This window comes from Pseudomonas sp. VS40, from assembly GCF_018587885.1.
Taxonomy (GTDB): Bacteria; Pseudomonadota; Gammaproteobacteria; order Pseudomonadales; family Pseudomonadaceae; genus Aquipseudomonas; species Aquipseudomonas pergaminensis.
On record NZ_JAGYWD010000012.1, the window covers coordinates 136,007 to 151,308 of the forward strand.

16 protein-coding genes are annotated in these 15,302 nt (G+C 60.5%); 5 read left to right on the plus strand and 11 right to left on the minus strand.

Annotated features, from left to right (window positions below; translation table 11 throughout):
- Nucleotides 1-234: 234 nt before the first annotated feature.
- The 8 genes from folK to dksA all read right to left on the minus strand — a co-directional run bounded on the left by folK (nucleotide 235) and on the right by dksA (nucleotide 8,879).
- Nucleotides 235-720 carry a 2-amino-4-hydroxy-6-hydroxymethyldihydropteridine diphosphokinase gene (gene folK, locus KHP07_RS27000; protein ID WP_214498353.1) on the minus strand — a complete coding sequence of 162 codons (486 nt, stop codon included), beginning with the start codon at nucleotides 718-720 and terminating at the stop codon, nucleotides 235-237.
- A 2-nt stretch (nucleotides 721-722) separates the two neighbouring features.
- Entirely contained in the window at nucleotides 723-2,126 is a 1,404-nt protein-coding gene (locus KHP07_RS27005; RefSeq protein WP_078050207.1) for a polynucleotide adenylyltransferase PcnB, read from the minus strand.
- 75 nt (nucleotides 2,127-2,201) lie between these two features.
- A complete protein-coding gene (locus tag KHP07_RS27010; protein WP_157806825.1) occupies nucleotides 2,202-2,375 on the minus strand; it encodes a hypothetical protein in 174 nt (57 codons plus the stop codon).
- Nucleotides 2,376-2,834: 459 nt separating this feature from the next.
- Complete coding sequence (locus KHP07_RS27015; protein ID WP_034107044.1) at nucleotides 2,835-4,265, minus strand: sigma-54-dependent transcriptional regulator; 1,431 nt, start codon at nucleotides 4,263-4,265, stop codon at nucleotides 2,835-2,837.
- A gap of 22 nt (nucleotides 4,266-4,287) precedes the next feature.
- Nucleotides 4,288-7,242 (minus strand): sensor histidine kinase, encoded by a 2,955-nt coding sequence (locus KHP07_RS27020; RefSeq protein WP_177409493.1) that lies wholly within the window; start codon nucleotides 7,240-7,242, stop codon nucleotides 4,288-4,290.
- Nucleotides 7,226-7,402 carry a hypothetical protein gene (locus KHP07_RS27025; protein ID WP_003176118.1) on the minus strand — a complete coding sequence of 59 codons (177 nt, stop codon included), beginning with the start codon at nucleotides 7,400-7,402 and terminating at the stop codon, nucleotides 7,226-7,228. The genes KHP07_RS27020 and KHP07_RS27025 overlap by 17 nt, the downstream gene beginning before the upstream one ends.
- Before the next feature lie 62 nt (nucleotides 7,403-7,464).
- Nucleotides 7,465-8,352: a tRNA glutamyl-Q(34) synthetase GluQRS gene (gene gluQRS / locus KHP07_RS27030; RefSeq protein WP_214498354.1), complete on the minus strand. Its 888-nt coding sequence runs from the start codon at nucleotides 8,350-8,352 to the stop codon at nucleotides 7,465-7,467.
- Between the two features lie 83 nt (nucleotides 8,353-8,435).
- Complete coding sequence (dksA, locus tag KHP07_RS27035) at nucleotides 8,436-8,879, minus strand: RNA polymerase-binding protein DksA (protein WP_025857127.1); 444 nt, start codon at nucleotides 8,877-8,879, stop codon at nucleotides 8,436-8,438.
- 319 nt (nucleotides 8,880-9,198) lie between these two features.
- On the opposite strand from dksA, the gene KHP07_RS27040 reads away from it, so the two are divergent.
- Nucleotides 9,199-10,371 (plus strand): pyridoxal phosphate-dependent aminotransferase, encoded by a 1,173-nt coding sequence (locus tag KHP07_RS27040; protein WP_099490972.1) that lies wholly within the window; start codon nucleotides 9,199-9,201, stop codon nucleotides 10,369-10,371.
- On the plus strand, nucleotides 10,371-11,081 hold the full coding sequence (sfsA, locus tag KHP07_RS27045) for a DNA/RNA nuclease SfsA (protein WP_099490971.1): 711 nt from the start codon (nucleotides 10,371-10,373) through the stop codon (nucleotides 11,079-11,081). Before KHP07_RS27040 ends, sfsA begins: the two co-directional genes overlap by 1 nt.
- On the opposite strand, the gene KHP07_RS27050 is transcribed toward sfsA, so the two are convergent.
- Nucleotides 11,078-11,395, minus strand: a complete 318-nt coding sequence (locus KHP07_RS27050) for a Rieske (2Fe-2S) protein (protein ID WP_214498355.1) — start codon at nucleotides 11,393-11,395, stop codon at nucleotides 11,078-11,080. The two genes, sfsA and KHP07_RS27050, sit on opposite strands and share 4 nt — an antisense overlap.
- A gap of 157 nt (nucleotides 11,396-11,552) precedes the next feature.
- Here KHP07_RS27050 and KHP07_RS27055 point away from each other — a divergent pair, with 157 nt between their 5' ends.
- The 3 genes from KHP07_RS27055 to KHP07_RS27065 are packed head-to-tail and all read left to right on the plus strand — an operon-like array spanning nucleotide 11,553 to nucleotide 14,232.
- Nucleotides 11,553-12,431, plus strand: coding sequence for a heme/hemin ABC transporter substrate-binding protein (locus KHP07_RS27055; protein ID WP_214498356.1), 879 nt, complete (start codon nucleotides 11,553-11,555; stop codon nucleotides 12,429-12,431).
- The gene (locus KHP07_RS27060) at nucleotides 12,428-13,465 is read left to right on the plus strand and encodes a FecCD family ABC transporter permease (RefSeq protein WP_078050200.1); all 1,038 of its coding nucleotides are present in this window, start codon (nucleotides 12,428-12,430) and stop codon (nucleotides 13,463-13,465) included. Before KHP07_RS27055 ends, KHP07_RS27060 begins: the two co-directional genes overlap by 4 nt.
- The gene (locus KHP07_RS27065; RefSeq protein WP_078050199.1) at nucleotides 13,465-14,232 is read left to right on the plus strand and encodes a heme ABC transporter ATP-binding protein; all 768 of its coding nucleotides are present in this window, start codon (nucleotides 13,465-13,467) and stop codon (nucleotides 14,230-14,232) included. Before KHP07_RS27060 ends, KHP07_RS27065 begins: the two co-directional genes overlap by 1 nt.
- A gap of 259 nt (nucleotides 14,233-14,491) precedes the next feature.
- Here KHP07_RS27065 and KHP07_RS27070 read toward each other — a convergent pair whose 3' ends face one another.
- Nucleotides 14,492-14,764, minus strand: a complete 273-nt coding sequence (locus KHP07_RS27070) for a TfoX/Sxy family protein (RefSeq protein ID WP_071490018.1) — start codon at nucleotides 14,762-14,764, stop codon at nucleotides 14,492-14,494.
- 193 nt (nucleotides 14,765-14,957) lie between these two features.
- Nucleotides 14,958-15,302 carry a pentapeptide repeat-containing protein gene (locus KHP07_RS27075; RefSeq protein ID WP_078050198.1) on the minus strand — a complete coding sequence of 115 codons (345 nt, stop codon included), beginning with the start codon at nucleotides 15,300-15,302 and terminating at the stop codon, nucleotides 14,958-14,960.

Genomic DNA, 15,302 nt, shown 5'->3' on the forward strand with positions numbered 1-15,302 from the left:
GCGGGACGCCTATAGTCGTGAGGAGGACACGGGAAGTCAATTGGATGTGTTACCGCATTGTTACGATGGCGGTGTTACCGCTGTTACTGACGCGATTCAGCAAGTGGGAAAGCGATTTTGAGGGCGTAGGTGAACAAAATGTGAGAGCTGGCTTGCCTGCGATGCAGGCGCCTCGGTCTTTCAGTGAAACCGAGCGATGCTATCGCAGGCAAGCCAGCTCCCACATTGATCGAGTCAGTTTTGGGGCAAGCGTTCCAGGCCGACAAACGGGCAGGCTGCCAGCAAGTCGTCGAGGGTTTGGCCATCGGGTAACGTCAGGCTGGCGGGTGCCAGTTCGGCCAACGGGTACAGCACAAATGCGCGCAGGTGCATCTGGTAGTGCGGGACCTTGAGGCGCGGTTCATCGATCAAGCGATCACCAAACAGCAGGATGTCCAGGTCGAGCGTGCGTGGGCCCCAGCGTTCAAGGCGTTCGCGGCCTTGGTCATTCTCGATGGCTTGCAGCGCGTCCAGCAGTTCCAGGGGCGCAAGGCGGCTGTCCAGGGCGGCCACCGCGTTGGTGTAGCGCGGCTGGCCCGGGAGCAGGGAGTCGCTTTGATAGAAGGCCGAGACACCGGCGACGGTGGTGCCTGGCAAATGCGCCAGCGCGTCAAGAGCGCTGCGCAATTGCTGATCCGGGGCCGCGAGGTTGCTGCCCATGCCGACGTAGATGCGTTCCACGTTTATTCGCCTGCTGCGCCCGAGGCATCAGCGGCGCTGCGCTTGCGCTTGGCACCGCTGCGACGGCGCTTCTTCGGGCCTTCGCCGGCGCCATCGCCCTTGCTGCCGAGGTCGCGGATCATATCGCGGCGCTCGCTGTCGTTGGCGTCCTGGTAGTCGGTCCACCATTCGCCCAGGCCATCAGTCTGCTCACCGGCGCTCTCACGCAGCAGCAGGAAGTCATAGCCGGCGCGGAAACGCGGGTTGTCCAGCAACAGGTCGGCGCGTTTGCCGCTGCGGCGTGGCAGACGCTCCTGCATGTCCCAGATCTCGCGGATCGGCATAGTGAAGCGTTTCGGAATAGCGATGCGCTGGCACTGTTCGGCGATCAGCTCATGCGCGGCTTCCTGCATGGCCGGGATCGGCGGCATGCCACGTTCCTGCAAGCGCAGTACACGTTTTGGCAGGGCTGGCCACAACAGGGCAGCAAACAGGAACGCCGGGGTAACCGGCTTGTTCTGCTTGATGCGCAGGTCGGTGTTGATCAACGCTTCGCTGATCAAAGTGTGGGTGTACGTCGGGTTGTATTCCAAGGCCTCGGCGCTGGCCGGGAACAGTGGATCGAATAGCTGCAGGTCCACCAGCATTTCAAAGGTGTCGGCGGCGTAGCCCGAGAGGAACAGCTTGAGCACTTCTTCGAACAGGCGTGCCGAGGGAATTTCCCGCAGCATCGGTGCCAGGTCGCGAATTGGCGCAGCGGTGTGTTTCTCGATGCCGAAGTTCAGCTTGGCGGCGAAACGCACGGCCCGCAGCATGCGCACCGGGTCTTCCTGGTAGCGCTGGACCGGGTCGCCGATCAGGCGGATCAGGTTATTGCGGATATCGTGTACGCCATTGGCGTAATCGAGGATGCGCTCGCTGACCGGATCGTAATAGAGGGCGTTGATGGTGAAGTCGCGGCGCTGCGCGTCTTCTTCCAGGGTGCCGTAGACGTTGTCGCGCAAAATGCGCCCGCTTTCGTTGCGGGAGGACTGGTTAGTGTCTTCCTCTTCATCGTTTTGCGGGTGGCCTGCGCGGAACGTCGCGACTTCGATGATTTCGCGACCGAAGTGGATATGCACCAACTTGAAGCGCCGACCGATGATTCGCGCGTTGCGGAATTCAGCGCGTACCTGCTCGGGTGTGGCGCTGGTGGCGACGTCGAAGTCCTTGGGCGTGATATTGAGCAACATGTCGCGTACGCACCCACCCACCAGATAAGCCTGGTAGCCGGCGTTCTGCAAACGTTCGACGATGTTCACTGCATAACGGCTGAATTGAGCGCGTTGCAGCGAATGCTGGCTGCTATTGAGCACTTCAGGCGTGCTGCGTTTGTGTTGCGTACGACGCAAGGGAGAACGGAATGACTGGAACAACTTCTTCAGCATGGGATGCACTGTTTGAAGGAATGTTCGGCCATAACGAAGAATGACCGCATGATGGGCCGGGATTCTAGCATTTAGTCAGGGGATGGTGTAGGAACAAGCTGCAAGCCCCAAGCCAAAAGCTTCAAGAGATTGCTGGAAGGTCAAATCGCGGAAACTACAAGGGGAGCCGAAGCTCCCCCAGAAGTAGTTGCGTGCTCTATTTTTATTATTGATTTCGGGCTTCTTGTTTTTGTTGATCGCCCTCGCCATGAAGCTTCACCTTCATGACACTCCCAATCGGGAGTCAAGAGCAAACGGATTGCTTTGGTCGCTGTGTTGCTGATCTACGATCCAACCAGTTCAGGCTCTGCCTTAGGGCAGTTTTTGTTGTTCTCGGCCTGGTTGCGGGGCAAGCCCCAAATGCAACGCCTCTCCAAAAGAATCAGTTAGCTGCGCCTCCGCCGTGTTGTTTTTGTTATGCGTGAGTCGATTCGTCTTATTTTTATTGTCTTGTACAAAGCTTGTTATTGTTTTTGTACTAAGCATATAGCAGGGTGCGTGCCAACTTTTGCGCCACCCAGCAAAACCGGGGGGTTGAGGTGGTTTCGGGTTTTTGACGGGCCAAAAAAAGCCGGGGCTTCGTTACCGTAAGCCCCGGCTTTTGTTACGCGAAATATCCGCGGTAACAGTTTTTTCACATCGGTGGGTGTTACCTGTGGGCGCGCGCCCTCAGCTCTCGCTGGCCACACCCGTCTTGCGCCGTGGAATACCCAGGCGTTGGCGGCGCTCCCACAGGCATTTGCGGCTTACGCCCAGCTTGCGCGCCAGTTCGGTCTCGGTCATGTGGTCCTGATGCTCAAGGACGAAATGCTGGAAGTAGTCTTCCAGCGACAGGTCTTCGGTCGGCTCATGGCTGGTATTGCTGCCGCCGCCCTGTTGAGGCGCCAGGCCGATGAAGTCGTCATCCTCCAAGTCACTGAGCTCGATGTCGATACCCAGCAGTTCGGCGGAAATTTCCGGGCTCTCGGACAGAATCACCGCACGCTCGACCGCATTTTCCAGCTCCCGCACGTTACCCGGCCACGAGTAATGCCGAATGGCCTGCTCGGCGTCCGGGGCGAACTTCAGGTCGGTACGGTTGATGCGCGCGCTCTGGCGCAGCAGGAACGCGCTGGCGATCTCGTTGACGTCGGCGCCACGCTCACGCAGGGCCGGCAGCTTGAGCGCGATCACGTGTAGACGGTAGTACAAGTCTTCACGGAACTGGCCGATCTTGGCCAGGCTCTTGAGGTCACGGTGAGTGGCCGCGATCAGGCGCACATCGACCTTTTGCGACTGCACCGAGCCTACGCGGCGAATCTCACCTTCCTGGAGCACGCGCAGCAAACGCGCCTGGGCTTCCAGTGGCAGCTCGCCGATTTCATCAAGGAACAACGTGCCGCCGTCCGCAGCTTCTACCAGGCCCGCGCGCCCGGCACTGGCGCCAGTGAATGCGCCTTTCTCGTGGCCAAACAGTTCGGACTCGATCAGGGATTCAGGGATTGCCGCGCAGTTCACCGAGATCATCGGCGCCTTGGCACGCTTGGACAGGTTATGCAGGGCGCGGGCCACCAGTTCTTTACCGGTGCCTGACTCACCTTGGATCAACACATTGGAGTCGGTGGGCGCGACTTTGCGGATCTTGCTGTAGAGGTCCTGCATCGGTGGGCAGGAGCCGATGATGCCGATCTCACCGTTGCTGTTGTCGACGCCTGGCTTGTCGGCCGTTTTTCCGGCCGGGCGCTGTTCGGCTGGCGCACTGCTGGCCGACTGGCGGTCACGCAGGATGCGCGCTACGGCCTGGAGCATCTCGTCATGGTCGAAAGGTTTGGCGATGTAGTCCACCGCGCCCATCTTCATGGAGTCCACTGCCGAACGCAGGCTGGCGTAGCTGGTCATGATCAGCACAGGGGTGCCCTGGCCAAGCTTGATCAACTCGGTACCAGGCGCGCCAGGCAGGCGCAGGTCACTGACAATCAGGTCGAACGTGGGAATGCTGAAACGCTCTTGGGCTTCCTGCACCGAGCCGGCTTCGCTGACTTGGTACTGATTACGTTCAAGCAGGCGACGCAAGGCAGAGCGGATAATGGTTTCGTCTTCGACGATCAAAATGTGCGGCATTGATTCAGTTCTCTCGACGGTCTCAGTTCACAGCGGACGTCGCTTCGACATGACGCGGCAAGGTCACCCGAATACGGGTGCCGCGTTGGCTTTCGGTGTCAGCCGGGCTGTCGATGGTGATTTGTCCATAATGCTCTTCAACGATGGAATAGACCAGTGCAAGGCCCAGACCGGTACCTTCACCTGGGTCCTTAGTGGTGAAGAAGGGTTCGAACAATCGGTCCATGATGTTCTGTGGAATACCGCTACCTTCATCTTCGACGATCAGATCGACCGTATGTTCGAAAGCCTCGGTCTTGACGCGTACCGCACCGCCGGCAGGGGTTGCGTCACGGGCGTTGGACAACAGGTTGATCAGCACTTGGGCCAGGCGTTGTGAGTCGCCGTCGACCCAATGGTCGGGGTCGCACAAGTTGAAGAACTGTACTTCGAAATTGCGCCGGTTCAAGGCCAGCAGCCCAATGGCATCCTGTGCTACTTCGGCCAGGCACACGGCTTCGTCCTGGTTCTGATGGGCGCCGGCATGGGCAAAGCTCATCAGCGACTGCACGATGCGTGAAACACGCTTGGTCTGTTCGAGGATCTGCCCGCTGATCTCGGTGATCTCGCCGTCTTCTTCGCGCTCTTCCCGCAGGTTCTGCGCGAGGCAAGCGATACCGGTGATCGGGTTGCCGATTTCATGGGCCACACCCGCCGCCAGTCGGCCAATGCTGGCCAACCGCTCGGAATGCACCAGCTTGTCTTCGAGCATCTGGGTTTCGGTCAGGTCTTCCACCAGCAACACCAGGCCGCTGTTACCGGGCGCCAGGGGTTCGTCGATGGCGGCTTTGTGCAGGTTGAGCCAACGGGTCTGGCCGTCGAGGGCCAGGTGCTGCTTGTGCAAGTGCTCGTCGGGCAGGTTGATGAAGCCTTGCAGCAATTCTTTCCACGGGTCGCCCAGGGTATTGAGGCGTGAACCGACCACCCGCTGTGCCGCGATACCGGTGAGTTCTTCCATGGCCTTGTTCCACATCAGGATCTCCTGGTCCTTGGCCAGGGAGCACACGCCCATGGGTAATTCCTGCAGGGTCTGGCGGTGGTAGCGGCGCAAGGCATCGAGTTCGGCGGCGAGACCGGTAAGGCGTGAGTGGTAATCCTCCAGCCGGCTTTCGATGAAATGGATGTCTTCGGTCACATAGTTTTCGCCGCCGGCCTTATAGGGCAGGAAGGTTTCCACCATGTCCTGGGACACGCTTGGCCCCATCAAGCCGGACAAGTTGGCCTCGATACGGTCACGCAGGCGCCGCAACGCGTAGGGGCGGCGCTCGTCAAATGGCAGGTAGAGGTCGCGCAGCGCCTGTTCGACTTCCTTTTGCGCGGCCTTTGCGCCCAAGGGCTTGGCCAGTTGCGTGGCGAACTCCTGGGGGGAGGCCGCATGCAGTTCGCGGCGTTGCGGGCGGCGTACGTTATCCACCGCGCACGCTTCGGCGGCGCTGGTTTCTTCGGGGCTGGCGTTGGTGAACAGGGAGATCAGCGTGAACATCAAGACGTTGGCGGCCAACGACGCAATCGCCGCCATGTGCCAACTGGTGTCATCCAGCACGTAGATCATGTTCAGCAGCGGGATGTAGAAGCCCTGCAGATTGCCGACCAGCGGCAACAGCATGGTTACGATCCACACCAGGATCCCCGCCAGCAACCCGGCGATGAAGCCGCGGCGATTGGCGGTCGGCCAGTACAGCACCGACAACACGCCCGGCAAGAACTGCAAGGTGGCGACAAACGCGACGATACCCAGGTTGGCCAAGTCCTGCCCGGCGCCCAGTAACAGGTAGAACCCATAGCCGGCCATGATGATCGCGACGATCAGCGCGCGGCGCGTCCATTTCAGCCACCGGTAGATATTGCCTTCAGCCGGCGGCTGGTACAGCGGCAATACCAGGTGGTTGAGTGCCATGCCCGACAGCGCCAGGGTCGTCACGATGATCAGCCCGCTGGCCGCCGACAACCCGCCTACGTACGCCAGCAGCGCCAAGGCCGGGCTATTCGCGGCAATACCGATGCCGAGGGTGAAGTATTCGGGGTTGGTGGTGGCGCCCAGTTTCAAGCCTGCCCACAGGATGAGCGGTACCGCCAGGCTCATCAGCAACAGGAACAACGGCAAGCCCCAGCTCGCACTGACCAGCGAGCGCGGGTTGAGGTTCTCGGTGAAGGTCATGTGGTACATGTGCGGCATCACAATCGCCGAGGCGAAGAACACCAGCAGCAGCGTGCGCCATGGGCCTTCCTGCAATGGGGTGTGCAGGGCGGCGAGGGCGGTCTGGTTCTGCAGCAGCCACAGTTCCAGCTGTTGCGGGCCGTCGAACACGCCGTACAGCGCATAAAGGCCGACGCCACCGATGGCGATCAGCTTGATCACCGACTCAAAGGCAATCGCAAACACCAGGCCTTCGTGTTTTTCGCGGGTGGCGATGTGGCGTGAGCCAAAGAAAATCGTGAACAACGTGATCAGTGCGCAGAAGGCCAGGGCGACCCGATGCTGTACCGGCTCGCGGGTCAGGATGCTGATGGAGTCGGCCACGGCCTGGATTTGCAGGGCCAGCAACGGCAACACGCCGATCAACATGAAGACAGTCGTCAGCGCGCCGGCCCACGTGCTGCGAAAGCGGAAGGCAAACAGGTCGGCGAGGGAAGACAGTTGGTAGGTACGGGTGATTTTCAGGATCGGATACAGCAGCACCGGCGCCAGCAGAAACGCGCCGGACACGCCGAGGTAGCTCGACAGAAAGCCATAACCGTACTGATAGGCCAAGCCCACGGTGCCATAGAACGCCCAGGCACTGGCGTATACGCCCAGGGACAAGGTGTAGGTCAACGGATGGCGAATGATCGCCCGCGGAATCATTCCGCGCTCACTGATCCAGGCGACTCCGAACAACGCGGCCAGGTAGGCGGCGCTGATCAACAGCATCTGGGTGAGGCTAAAGCTCATCGGCATCTTTTTGGCTCTGCAGGATGAAAGTCACGACGATCAGGATCAGCCACAGCAGATAAGGGCGATACCAGGCGCCCGTGGCGTCGATCCACCAATCCATGATGGCGGGGGAGAACAGGTAGATCCCGACGACCAGCAGCAGGACCAATCGATAGATGTACATGTTGGCCTCTGTCTAAAAACGTGCGGCGATGGTAACGGATGCTTGGCAAGCTGCAAGCGCCTTCAGCTCAATTGCGCTTCGGCCAGCGTGAGTGTGCGCGGGATCTGCGTGGCATCCCAGTGCCGGATGCCCCAATCCAGCAGTTCCCGTGGGCTGGCGTGCAACAGTTCGTCACCGGGTTGCTGGCCGAGGGCGCGCAGGGCTCTCAATAGCAAAGGCGTGGCCTGGTCGGGTGTCAACGGCGGGGAACGGTAGGATTTGCCCAGTTTATTGCCGTCCGGCTGGATGATCAGCGGCACGTGCAGGTAGCGCGGTTGGCGCAGGCCGAGCAGTTCTTGCAGGTAGAGCTGGCGTGGCGTCGAGTCCAGCAGGTCGGCACCGCGCACGATATCGGTCACACCTTGCCACGCATCGTCGAGCACGACGGCCAGTTGATAGGCGTAGAGGCCGTCGCGGCGACGGATAACGAAATCGCCTACATCGCGGCCCAGGTGCTGTCGGAATTCGCCCTGTACACGGTCGGTAAAGTGGTACTCAAGCTCAGGCACGCGTAAACGGATGGCGGCATCTTGTTGGTCGTGGCCAGCATTGCGGCATAGGCCCGGGTAGATGCCGTTGTAGGGTTCCAGTTGTTTGCGCGAGCAGGTGCAGGCGTAGGCCAGGCCGTGGTTGAACAGGTCATTAAGCACTTTGGCGTAGGCTTCATGCCGCTCGCTTTGTCGGACCAATTCACCGTCCCACTCGAAGCCATAGCTTTCCAGGGCATGCAGGATTGCCGCCTGGGCACCGGGCTCTTCGCGCGGCGGGTCGAGGTCTTCCATGCGCATCAGCCAGCGGCCTTGGTTGGCGCGGGCGTCGAGGTAGGAGGCGAGGGCGGCGACCAGGGAGCCAAAATGCAAATGGCCGCTGGGTGTGGGGGCGAAACGCCCAATATAGGTAGAGGCTGTCATGGGCCGGATACTACTGGAAATTCGGTAAACGCCAGAAACAAAAATGGGGCGTTTGCACGCCCCATTCGTTCAGCTCGGCTGGATTACTTGCCGACCTGTTTTTCCTTGATTTCGGCCAAGGTCTTGCAGTCTACGCAGAGGTCCGCGGTTGGGCGGGCTTCCAGGCGACGAATACCAATCTCGACGCCGCAGGATTCGCACCAGCCGTATTCTTCGTCCTTGATCAGCTGCAGCGTCTTGTCGATCTTCTTGATCAACTTGCGCTCGCGATCACGGGCGCGCAGTTCAAGGGCGAATTCTTCTTCCTGGCTCGCACGGTCGGCCGGGTCAGGGAAGTTGGCTGCTTCGTCCTTCATATGGTCAACCGTACGGTCGACCTCCTGCATCAAATCCTGTTTCCACTTGTTCAGGATTTTGGTGAAGTGCTCGCGCATGGGCTCGCCCATGTACTCCTCACCTTTCTTTTCTACGTAAGGTTCGAAGCCGTTGAGGCCTTGAGTCTGCTGTTGCTTTGCTTGGGTGGACATGAATAGACCGCCTCTCACTCTTCTAATCCATTGCGCAGGATTGCAACGTCACCGACACCTGCCGGCCCTGCGGCTGCAAGCGGGCGAACTTACCAGATAGATTCGGGGTGCGCCACTCCCGGTTGTCGAGGCCCACGGCAATGGGGTTGCAAACTGCATCAGCCCGTCGTTGCTGGGTATGTGTTGCCTCGAACGTTGATTTTAGTCGTTTTGCCGGCGCTTGCCCGGCCGGCACATGCCGCCGGGCAGGCAATAGAGCATGTTTTACGGCGCGGGTTCGGTAGAATCCAGATTTTGTCCTCACCGTTAAGGAAGGCTAATGGCTCAGCCCTACAGTGCGCGCAGTCGCGCTATCGAACCTTTTCATGTCATGGCATTGCTGGCGCGGGCCAATGAGCTGCAGGCCGCCGGCCATGATGTGATCCACCTGGAAATCGGCGAGCCGGACTTCACCACCGCCGAGCCGATCATCCAGGCCGGCCAGGCAGCGTTAGCCAACGGCAAGACGCGCTACACCGCGGCCCGTGGCCTGCCGGAACTGCGCGAAGCTATCAGCGGTTTCTATCAGCAGCGCTACGGTCTCAACGTCGACCCCGAGCGCATTTTGATCACACCGGGTGGTTCTGGCGCATTGCTGCTGGCCAGCAGCTTGTTGGTGGACCCGGGCAAGCATTGGCTGCTCGCCGACCCCGGCTACCCGTGCAATCGTCACTTCCTGCGCTTGGTGGAGGGCGCAGCCCAGCTGGTGCCGGTCGGCCCAGAGGTGCGTTACCAGTTGACTGCCGACCTGGTGGCCAAGCACTGGGATCAGGACAGCGTCGGCGCGTTGGTGGCCTCCCCGGCCAACCCGACCGGGACGATCCTCACCCGTGACGAATTGGCTGGGCTCTCTGCCGCCATCAAGGCACGCAATGGCCACCTGGTGGTGGACGAGATTTACCACGGCCTCACCTACGGCACGGACGCGGCCAGCGTGCTGGAAGTCGACGACGAGGCGTTTGTGCTGAATAGTTTTTCGAAGTATTTCGGCATGACGGGCTGGCGCCTGGGTTGGCTGGTCGCGCCCCCGGCCGCAGTGGGGGAGTTGGAGAAATTGGCGCAAAACCTCTACATCAGTGCGCCAAGCATGGCCCAGCACGCGGCCCTGGCTTGTTTTACCCCGCAGACACTGAGCATTCTGGAAGAGCGCCGCGCCGAATTCGGCCGTCGTCGCGACTTCTTGCTGCCTGCCTTGCGCGAGCTGGGGTTTGGCATTGCCGTCGAGCCGGAAGGGGCGTTCTATTTGTACGCTGATATCAGCGCGTTTGGCGGTGATGCCTTCGCATTCTGCCGGCATTTCCTCGAAACCGAGCATGTAGCCTTTACCCCTGGCCTGGATTTCGGTCGCTATCAAGCGGGCCATCATGTGCGCTTTGCCTACACGCAAAACCTCGATCGGCTACAGGAGGCGGTAGAGCGAATCGCCCGTGGCTTGCGGAGCTGGCAAGGCTGATGCGCTTTAATCCTCCCCTCGAAGAAGCGCGGTTGATTCGTCGCTACAAGCGTTTTCTTACCGATATCGAAACGGTTACCGGCGAATTCCTCACCATTCACTGCCCCAACACCGGCTCGATGCTCAATTGCATGGTTGAAGGCGGGCAGGTGTGGTTCAGTCGCTCCAATGACCCCAAGCGCAAGTTGCCCGGCACTTGGGAAATTGCCGAGACGCCTCAGGGACGCTTGGCGTGCGTGAACACGGCGCGTGCCAATCAGCTGGTCGAGGAGGCGCTGCTGGCTGGGGTCATCACTGAACTCAACGGCTTTACCGCGTTGAAGCGTGAAGTGCCATACGGTCAGGAGAAAAGCCGCATCGACTTTCGCCTGGACTATCCCGACGGCGCGGCCTACGTCGAGGTTAAAAGTGTGACCCTGGGGTTTGATGGCTCTGCGGTTGCAGCTTTTCCCGACGCAGTCACCCAGCGCGGTGCCAAGCATTTGCGCGAATTGGCCCATCTGGCGCGGGAGGGTGTGCGTGCGGTGCAGTTGTACTGCGTCAATCTCTCCGGGATTGACGCCGTGCGCCCGGCGGTTGAAATCGATGCCGGCTATGCTGCTGCCCTGCGCGAAGCCAAGGCGGCGGGGGTAGAAGTGCTGGCGTATGGTGTGCGGGTGACAGCCGAAGAAATCTGTGTGGACCGGCGGTTGGACGTGTTGATCGACTAGAGGTCGACCCACAGGCCTTGGGCGTCTTCGCGGCCGGGCAGGGCGGTGAGGCTTTGGCCGGCGCAGGGGCCGGCAATGCACTCGCCGCTCTCGATCAGGAACAGCGCGCCGTGGGTGGCGCACTGGATCAGGCTGGCGCTGGCGTCGAGAAATCGGTCGGGTTGCCATTCCAGTGGGATGCCGCGATGGGGGCAGCGGTTGATGTAGAAGTAGGCAACGCCGTCCCGGCGCACGGCCAACAGCTTGCAACCGTCGATATCAAAACCGAGGCTGCAGTTGGGTGCGAGGTCGTCGGAGGGGCAGAGAAACTTCATTTCAATCCTTTAAGTGCCTTGACGTTCAAATGCAAACAATTATCAAATGCCGGCTTCGCCCGTTAGCTGACCGGGCGCTTTATACGATGCCAGGCGGGCGTTTCCTGTCACATCGATGAGTGCTTGAGCAGCCCTGCCCTTGGAAGGAAACCCTGTTATGCGCCTGAGTGCCAGCGCTATCGCGCTTGTTGTCGGACTGCTGGTCAACCACGGGGCTCAAGCCTCTGAACTGCCACAACGCTGGGTGAGTGCCGGTGGGGCGCTGTCGGAATGGGTGACGTCCCTGGGCGGTGAGTCGAAGTTGGTGGGCGTGGATACCACCAGTCAACACCCGGCGTCACTCAAGGCGTTGCCGAGCATTGGCTATCAGCGGCAATTATCGGCGGAGGGCATTCTGAGTCTGAGCCCGCAGGTACTGGTTGGCACTGAGGAAATGGGCCCGCCGCCGGTGCTGGCGCAGATTCGCAACGCGGGTGTGCAGGTGGAAATGTTCTCGGCGCAGCCGGACCTGCCGACGTTGAAAGGCAACCTTCAGCATTTGGGCAAGTTGCTGGGTAATGAAGCCAAGGCCAACGAATTGTTTACTGGATATGAGCAGGCGCTGGACCAGCAGAAACGCTGGGTGGCCAAGGCCCAGTCCACGCAAAAGGCGCCAGGCGTGTTGCTTTTGCTCGGCCATGCAGGCGGCAAGCCACTGATCGCGGGCAAAGACACGGCGGCTGATTGGATGTTGCAACAGGCTGGCGGGCGCAACCTGGCGACCCACACTGGCTACAAGCCGTTTTCGGTGGAGTCGTTGGCAGGGTTGAGCCCGGATGTGCTGGTGTTTGCCGATCGTGCCCTGACCGGTGATGCGGCGCGGGCCGCACTGTTCAAGGAAAACCCGATTTTGGCGTCCACGCCGGCGGCCAAGAGCGGACGAGTGTTTGAGGTCGATCCCACCCTGCTGGTCGGCGGGCTTGGGCCGCGCCTGCCGCAAAGTCTCGCGGACCTGTCTGCCGGCTTTTATCCGTCCCAAGCCAAGCCTGCCCCATGACCACTCTGGTTAAACCGAAGACGCTGTTTGTTGGGTTGGCGCTGCTGTGTGTATTGGCTATTTGGCTTTCGCTGGCGTTGGGGCCGGTCAGCTTGCCTTTGCTGGATACGCTCAAGGCGGCGTTGCGGTTGCTGGGCATGCCGATCGAAGCCCAAGGGCTGGAGCAAGCCGAGTTGATCCTGGGGCAGATCCGTTTGCCCCGTACGTTGCTGGGGTTGGCCGTCGGTGGTGTGTTGGCTCTGTCGGGCGTGGCAATGCAGGGGTTGTTCCGCAACCCTTTGGCGGACCCCGGGTTGGTCGGGGTGTCCAGTGGTGCCGCGCTAGGGGCGGCGGTGGCGATTGTCGGGGGTTCGATTTTCGGTGGTTTGCCGGACGCGTTCGGGCCATATCTTTTGTCACTGTGCGCATTCCTCGGTGGCCTGGGGGTTACTGCGCTGGTCTATCGACTGGGCCGACGCAACGGCCAGACCAACGTCGCGACCATGTTGCTCGCCGGCATCGCCCTGACAGCCCTCGCCAGTTCGGCAGTGGGCTTGTTTACCTACCTCGCCGACGACGCCACCTTGCGTACCCTGACATTTTGGAACCTAGGCAGCCTCAACGGCGCCAGCTATTCGCGGTTATGGCCCCTGCTGCTCGTGAGTGCGGGCGTGGCGCTGTGGTTGCCGCGCCGGGCCAAAGCGCTGAATGCGTTGCTGCTCGGCGAGTCAGAGGCCAATCACCTCGGTATCGACGTGGAAGGGCTCAAGCGCGAGTTGGTCCTCTGCACAGCACTCGGTGTAGGCGCCGCAGTGGCCGCCGCGGGCATGATCGGTTTCGTCGGGCTGGTGGTACCACACCTGGTGCGTTTGCTGGCGGGGCCTGATCATCGCGTGCTGTTACCGGCGTCGGTCCTGGCGGGTGCGAGCCTGCTGTTGTTTGCCGATCTGGTTGCGCGCCTCGCCTTGGCACCGGCCGAATTGCCAATCGGTATCGTCACAGCGTTTATCGGCGCGCCGTTTTTTCTTTACCTGTTGTTGCGGGGGCGTGCCTGATGCTGCGTGTGGAAGACTTGCAGATCTGTCGCGGCCGAAAGACGGTGTTGGCAGCGGTCACGCTTGATCTACTGCCAGGCCAAGTGCTCGGTGTGCTGGGTCCCAATGGTGCGGGCAAGAGTACGTTGCTGGGGGCATTGTGCGGTGAGTTGCCACCCGACCACGGCAATGTGTGGCTGGATCAGCGCCCGTTGAGCGAGTGGAGTGGCGCGCAGCGGGCGCAGCGCCTGGCGGTATTGCCGCAGAGCTCGACGCTGGACTTCGCTTTCCGTGTAGAAGAGGTTGTTGGCATGGGGCGCTTGCCTCACCAGACCGGGCGCGTGCGTGATGACGAGATTATCGAGGCGGCCCTGCAGGCGGCAGATGTCAGCCACCTGAGCGGTCGCAGCTACCTGGCCTTGTCCGGTGGCGAGCGACAGCGAGTGCACCTGGCGCGGGTACTTGCGCAGTTATGGCCGGGCGAAGCGGGGCAAACATTGTTGCTGGATGAGCCCACTTCGATGCTGGACCCGTTGCATCAGCACACGACCTTGCAGGCCATTCGTACCTTTGCCGATCGCGGCGCAGCGGTGCTGGTGATCCTTCACGACCTGAACCTGGCTGCGCGTTACTGTGATCGTATCCTGCTGCTGGAGGCGGGTCGTCCCCACGCGCTGGATACGCCGGCGCAAGTCATGCAGCCTGAGCCGCTGAAGGCTGTATTTGGCCTGGATGTGCTAGTACAACCCCACCCGGAGCGCGGGCATCCGCTGATCATTGCGCGCTGAAATCGGCTTTTCTCTAGACGGCTTTTCCATAGGCAAAAAAAGACCCGGCAAGAGCCGGGTCAAATAACCGTGATTAGCCTGATGAGGAGATAATCTGAGAGTCCGAACCAATGGTCTTTCAGTTATCGGCTGATCTCGCGACCAGTTGTGATAATCATAACGATTCTCATTTGAGAGTCAACATTTGTTTTTGCATGATCTCCGCGTTTTCTCAAACGGGTGTTCGTAATGCCTGTGAATGCTGGGTTTTGTGGGCGATCTAATTTTTCTGACGCGTCGATATCGCGTCCAATTGTCGGTTCAGCGCCTCCTTGCGCTCGGCCGGGATATCGTTCCAGTGCACATCCATCAACGCCCCTTCGATGGCATATAGCAGCACTTTAGAGGCGCGAAACCCGCGAGTGCGCACAGCTCTGTACGCATCGACGGCACCCAGGCGACGCAAGTCGGACGCACTGTGAATGCCCACCGCATGCAGCCACTGTGCTGACGTCTTGCCAAGGTTTTTCAGGTGTTGCAGCTCATCGTTCATCAAGCCTCCTTGCGACGGCCGAATGGTGCGGTGGGTATCGTGACCAGGCAAGCCTGAACAGGAGTGTAGCGCTCAGTAGGAAAAGCGTAGTTCTTTAGTCGGAATCGGCCTAAAGACATATAAGGATGGGGAGATCAGGCAGGCGGGATGTCCCCGGCACGCTTTCGCGAAACCGGGGCTGTTGCAGAGGGATTTAGCGAGTGCGGTAGCGCAGGCGAGTGCCGAAATTGACCGACATGAGGATTTCATCGGCGGTCAGTTCTGGCGGGAAGTAGGTCCCGGAGATCTGTGCATGGGCCAGGCTTGCACCTTCCAGCGGGCAGTCACGCAAATCCAGGCCGCGCAAATCGGCGGAGCGAAAATAGGCGTCGGTAAAATCCACGCCGCTGGCGTTCAGCTCACGCAGGTCCAACCCACGGAAGTCGCCACCGCGCATGTCGATGACGCCGTCTTTAGGGCGTTCCTGATTAAAGCCTCGAATATCGTCTTTATGCAGGAGCGAGTAGAGCGGAGTATCAAGAAGCTTGGGCTGACTCAT

What these genes read in the sequence shown, in the direction of transcription:
- KHP07_RS27005 (WP_078050207.1), bottom strand. Translation starts at nt 2,126, where the DNA reads ATGCTGAAGAAGTTGTTCCAGTCATTCCGTTCTCCCTTGCGTCGTACG.
- KHP07_RS27010 (WP_157806825.1), bottom strand. Translation starts at nt 2,375, where the DNA reads ATGGCGAGGGCGATCAACAAAAACAAGAAGCCCGAAATCAATAATAAA.
- KHP07_RS27015 (WP_034107044.1), bottom strand. Translation starts at nt 4,265, where the DNA reads ATGCCGCACATTTTGATCGTCGAAGACGAAACCATTATCCGCTCTGCC.
- KHP07_RS27020 (WP_177409493.1), bottom strand. Translation starts at nt 7,242, where the DNA reads ATGCCGATGAGCTTTAGCCTCACCCAGATGCTGTTGATCAGCGCCGCC.
- KHP07_RS27025 (WP_003176118.1), bottom strand. Translation starts at nt 7,402, where the DNA reads ATGTACATCTATCGATTGGTCCTGCTGCTGGTCGTCGGGATCTACCTG.
- gluQRS (WP_214498354.1), bottom strand. Translation starts at nt 8,352, where the DNA reads ATGACAGCCTCTACCTATATTGGGCGTTTCGCCCCCACACCCAGCGGC.
- dksA (WP_025857127.1), bottom strand. Translation starts at nt 8,879, where the DNA reads ATGTCCACCCAAGCAAAGCAACAGCAGACTCAAGGCCTCAACGGCTTC.
- KHP07_RS27040 (WP_099490972.1), top strand. Translation starts at nt 9,199, where the DNA reads ATGGCTCAGCCCTACAGTGCGCGCAGTCGCGCTATCGAACCTTTTCAT.
- sfsA (WP_099490971.1), top strand. Translation starts at nt 10,371, where the DNA reads ATGCGCTTTAATCCTCCCCTCGAAGAAGCGCGGTTGATTCGTCGCTAC.
- KHP07_RS27050 (WP_214498355.1), bottom strand. Translation starts at nt 11,395, where the DNA reads ATGAAGTTTCTCTGCCCCTCCGACGACCTCGCACCCAACTGCAGCCTC.
- KHP07_RS27055 (WP_214498356.1), top strand. Translation starts at nt 11,553, where the DNA reads ATGCGCCTGAGTGCCAGCGCTATCGCGCTTGTTGTCGGACTGCTGGTC.
- KHP07_RS27060 (WP_078050200.1), top strand. Translation starts at nt 12,428, where the DNA reads ATGACCACTCTGGTTAAACCGAAGACGCTGTTTGTTGGGTTGGCGCTG.
- KHP07_RS27065 (WP_078050199.1), top strand. Translation starts at nt 13,465, where the DNA reads ATGCTGCGTGTGGAAGACTTGCAGATCTGTCGCGGCCGAAAGACGGTG.
- KHP07_RS27070 (WP_071490018.1), bottom strand. Translation starts at nt 14,764, where the DNA reads ATGAACGATGAGCTGCAACACCTGAAAAACCTTGGCAAGACGTCAGCA.
- KHP07_RS27075 (WP_078050198.1), bottom strand. Translation starts at nt 15,302, where the DNA reads ATGAGTCAGCCCAAGCTTCTTGATACTCCGCTCTACTCGCTCCTGCAT.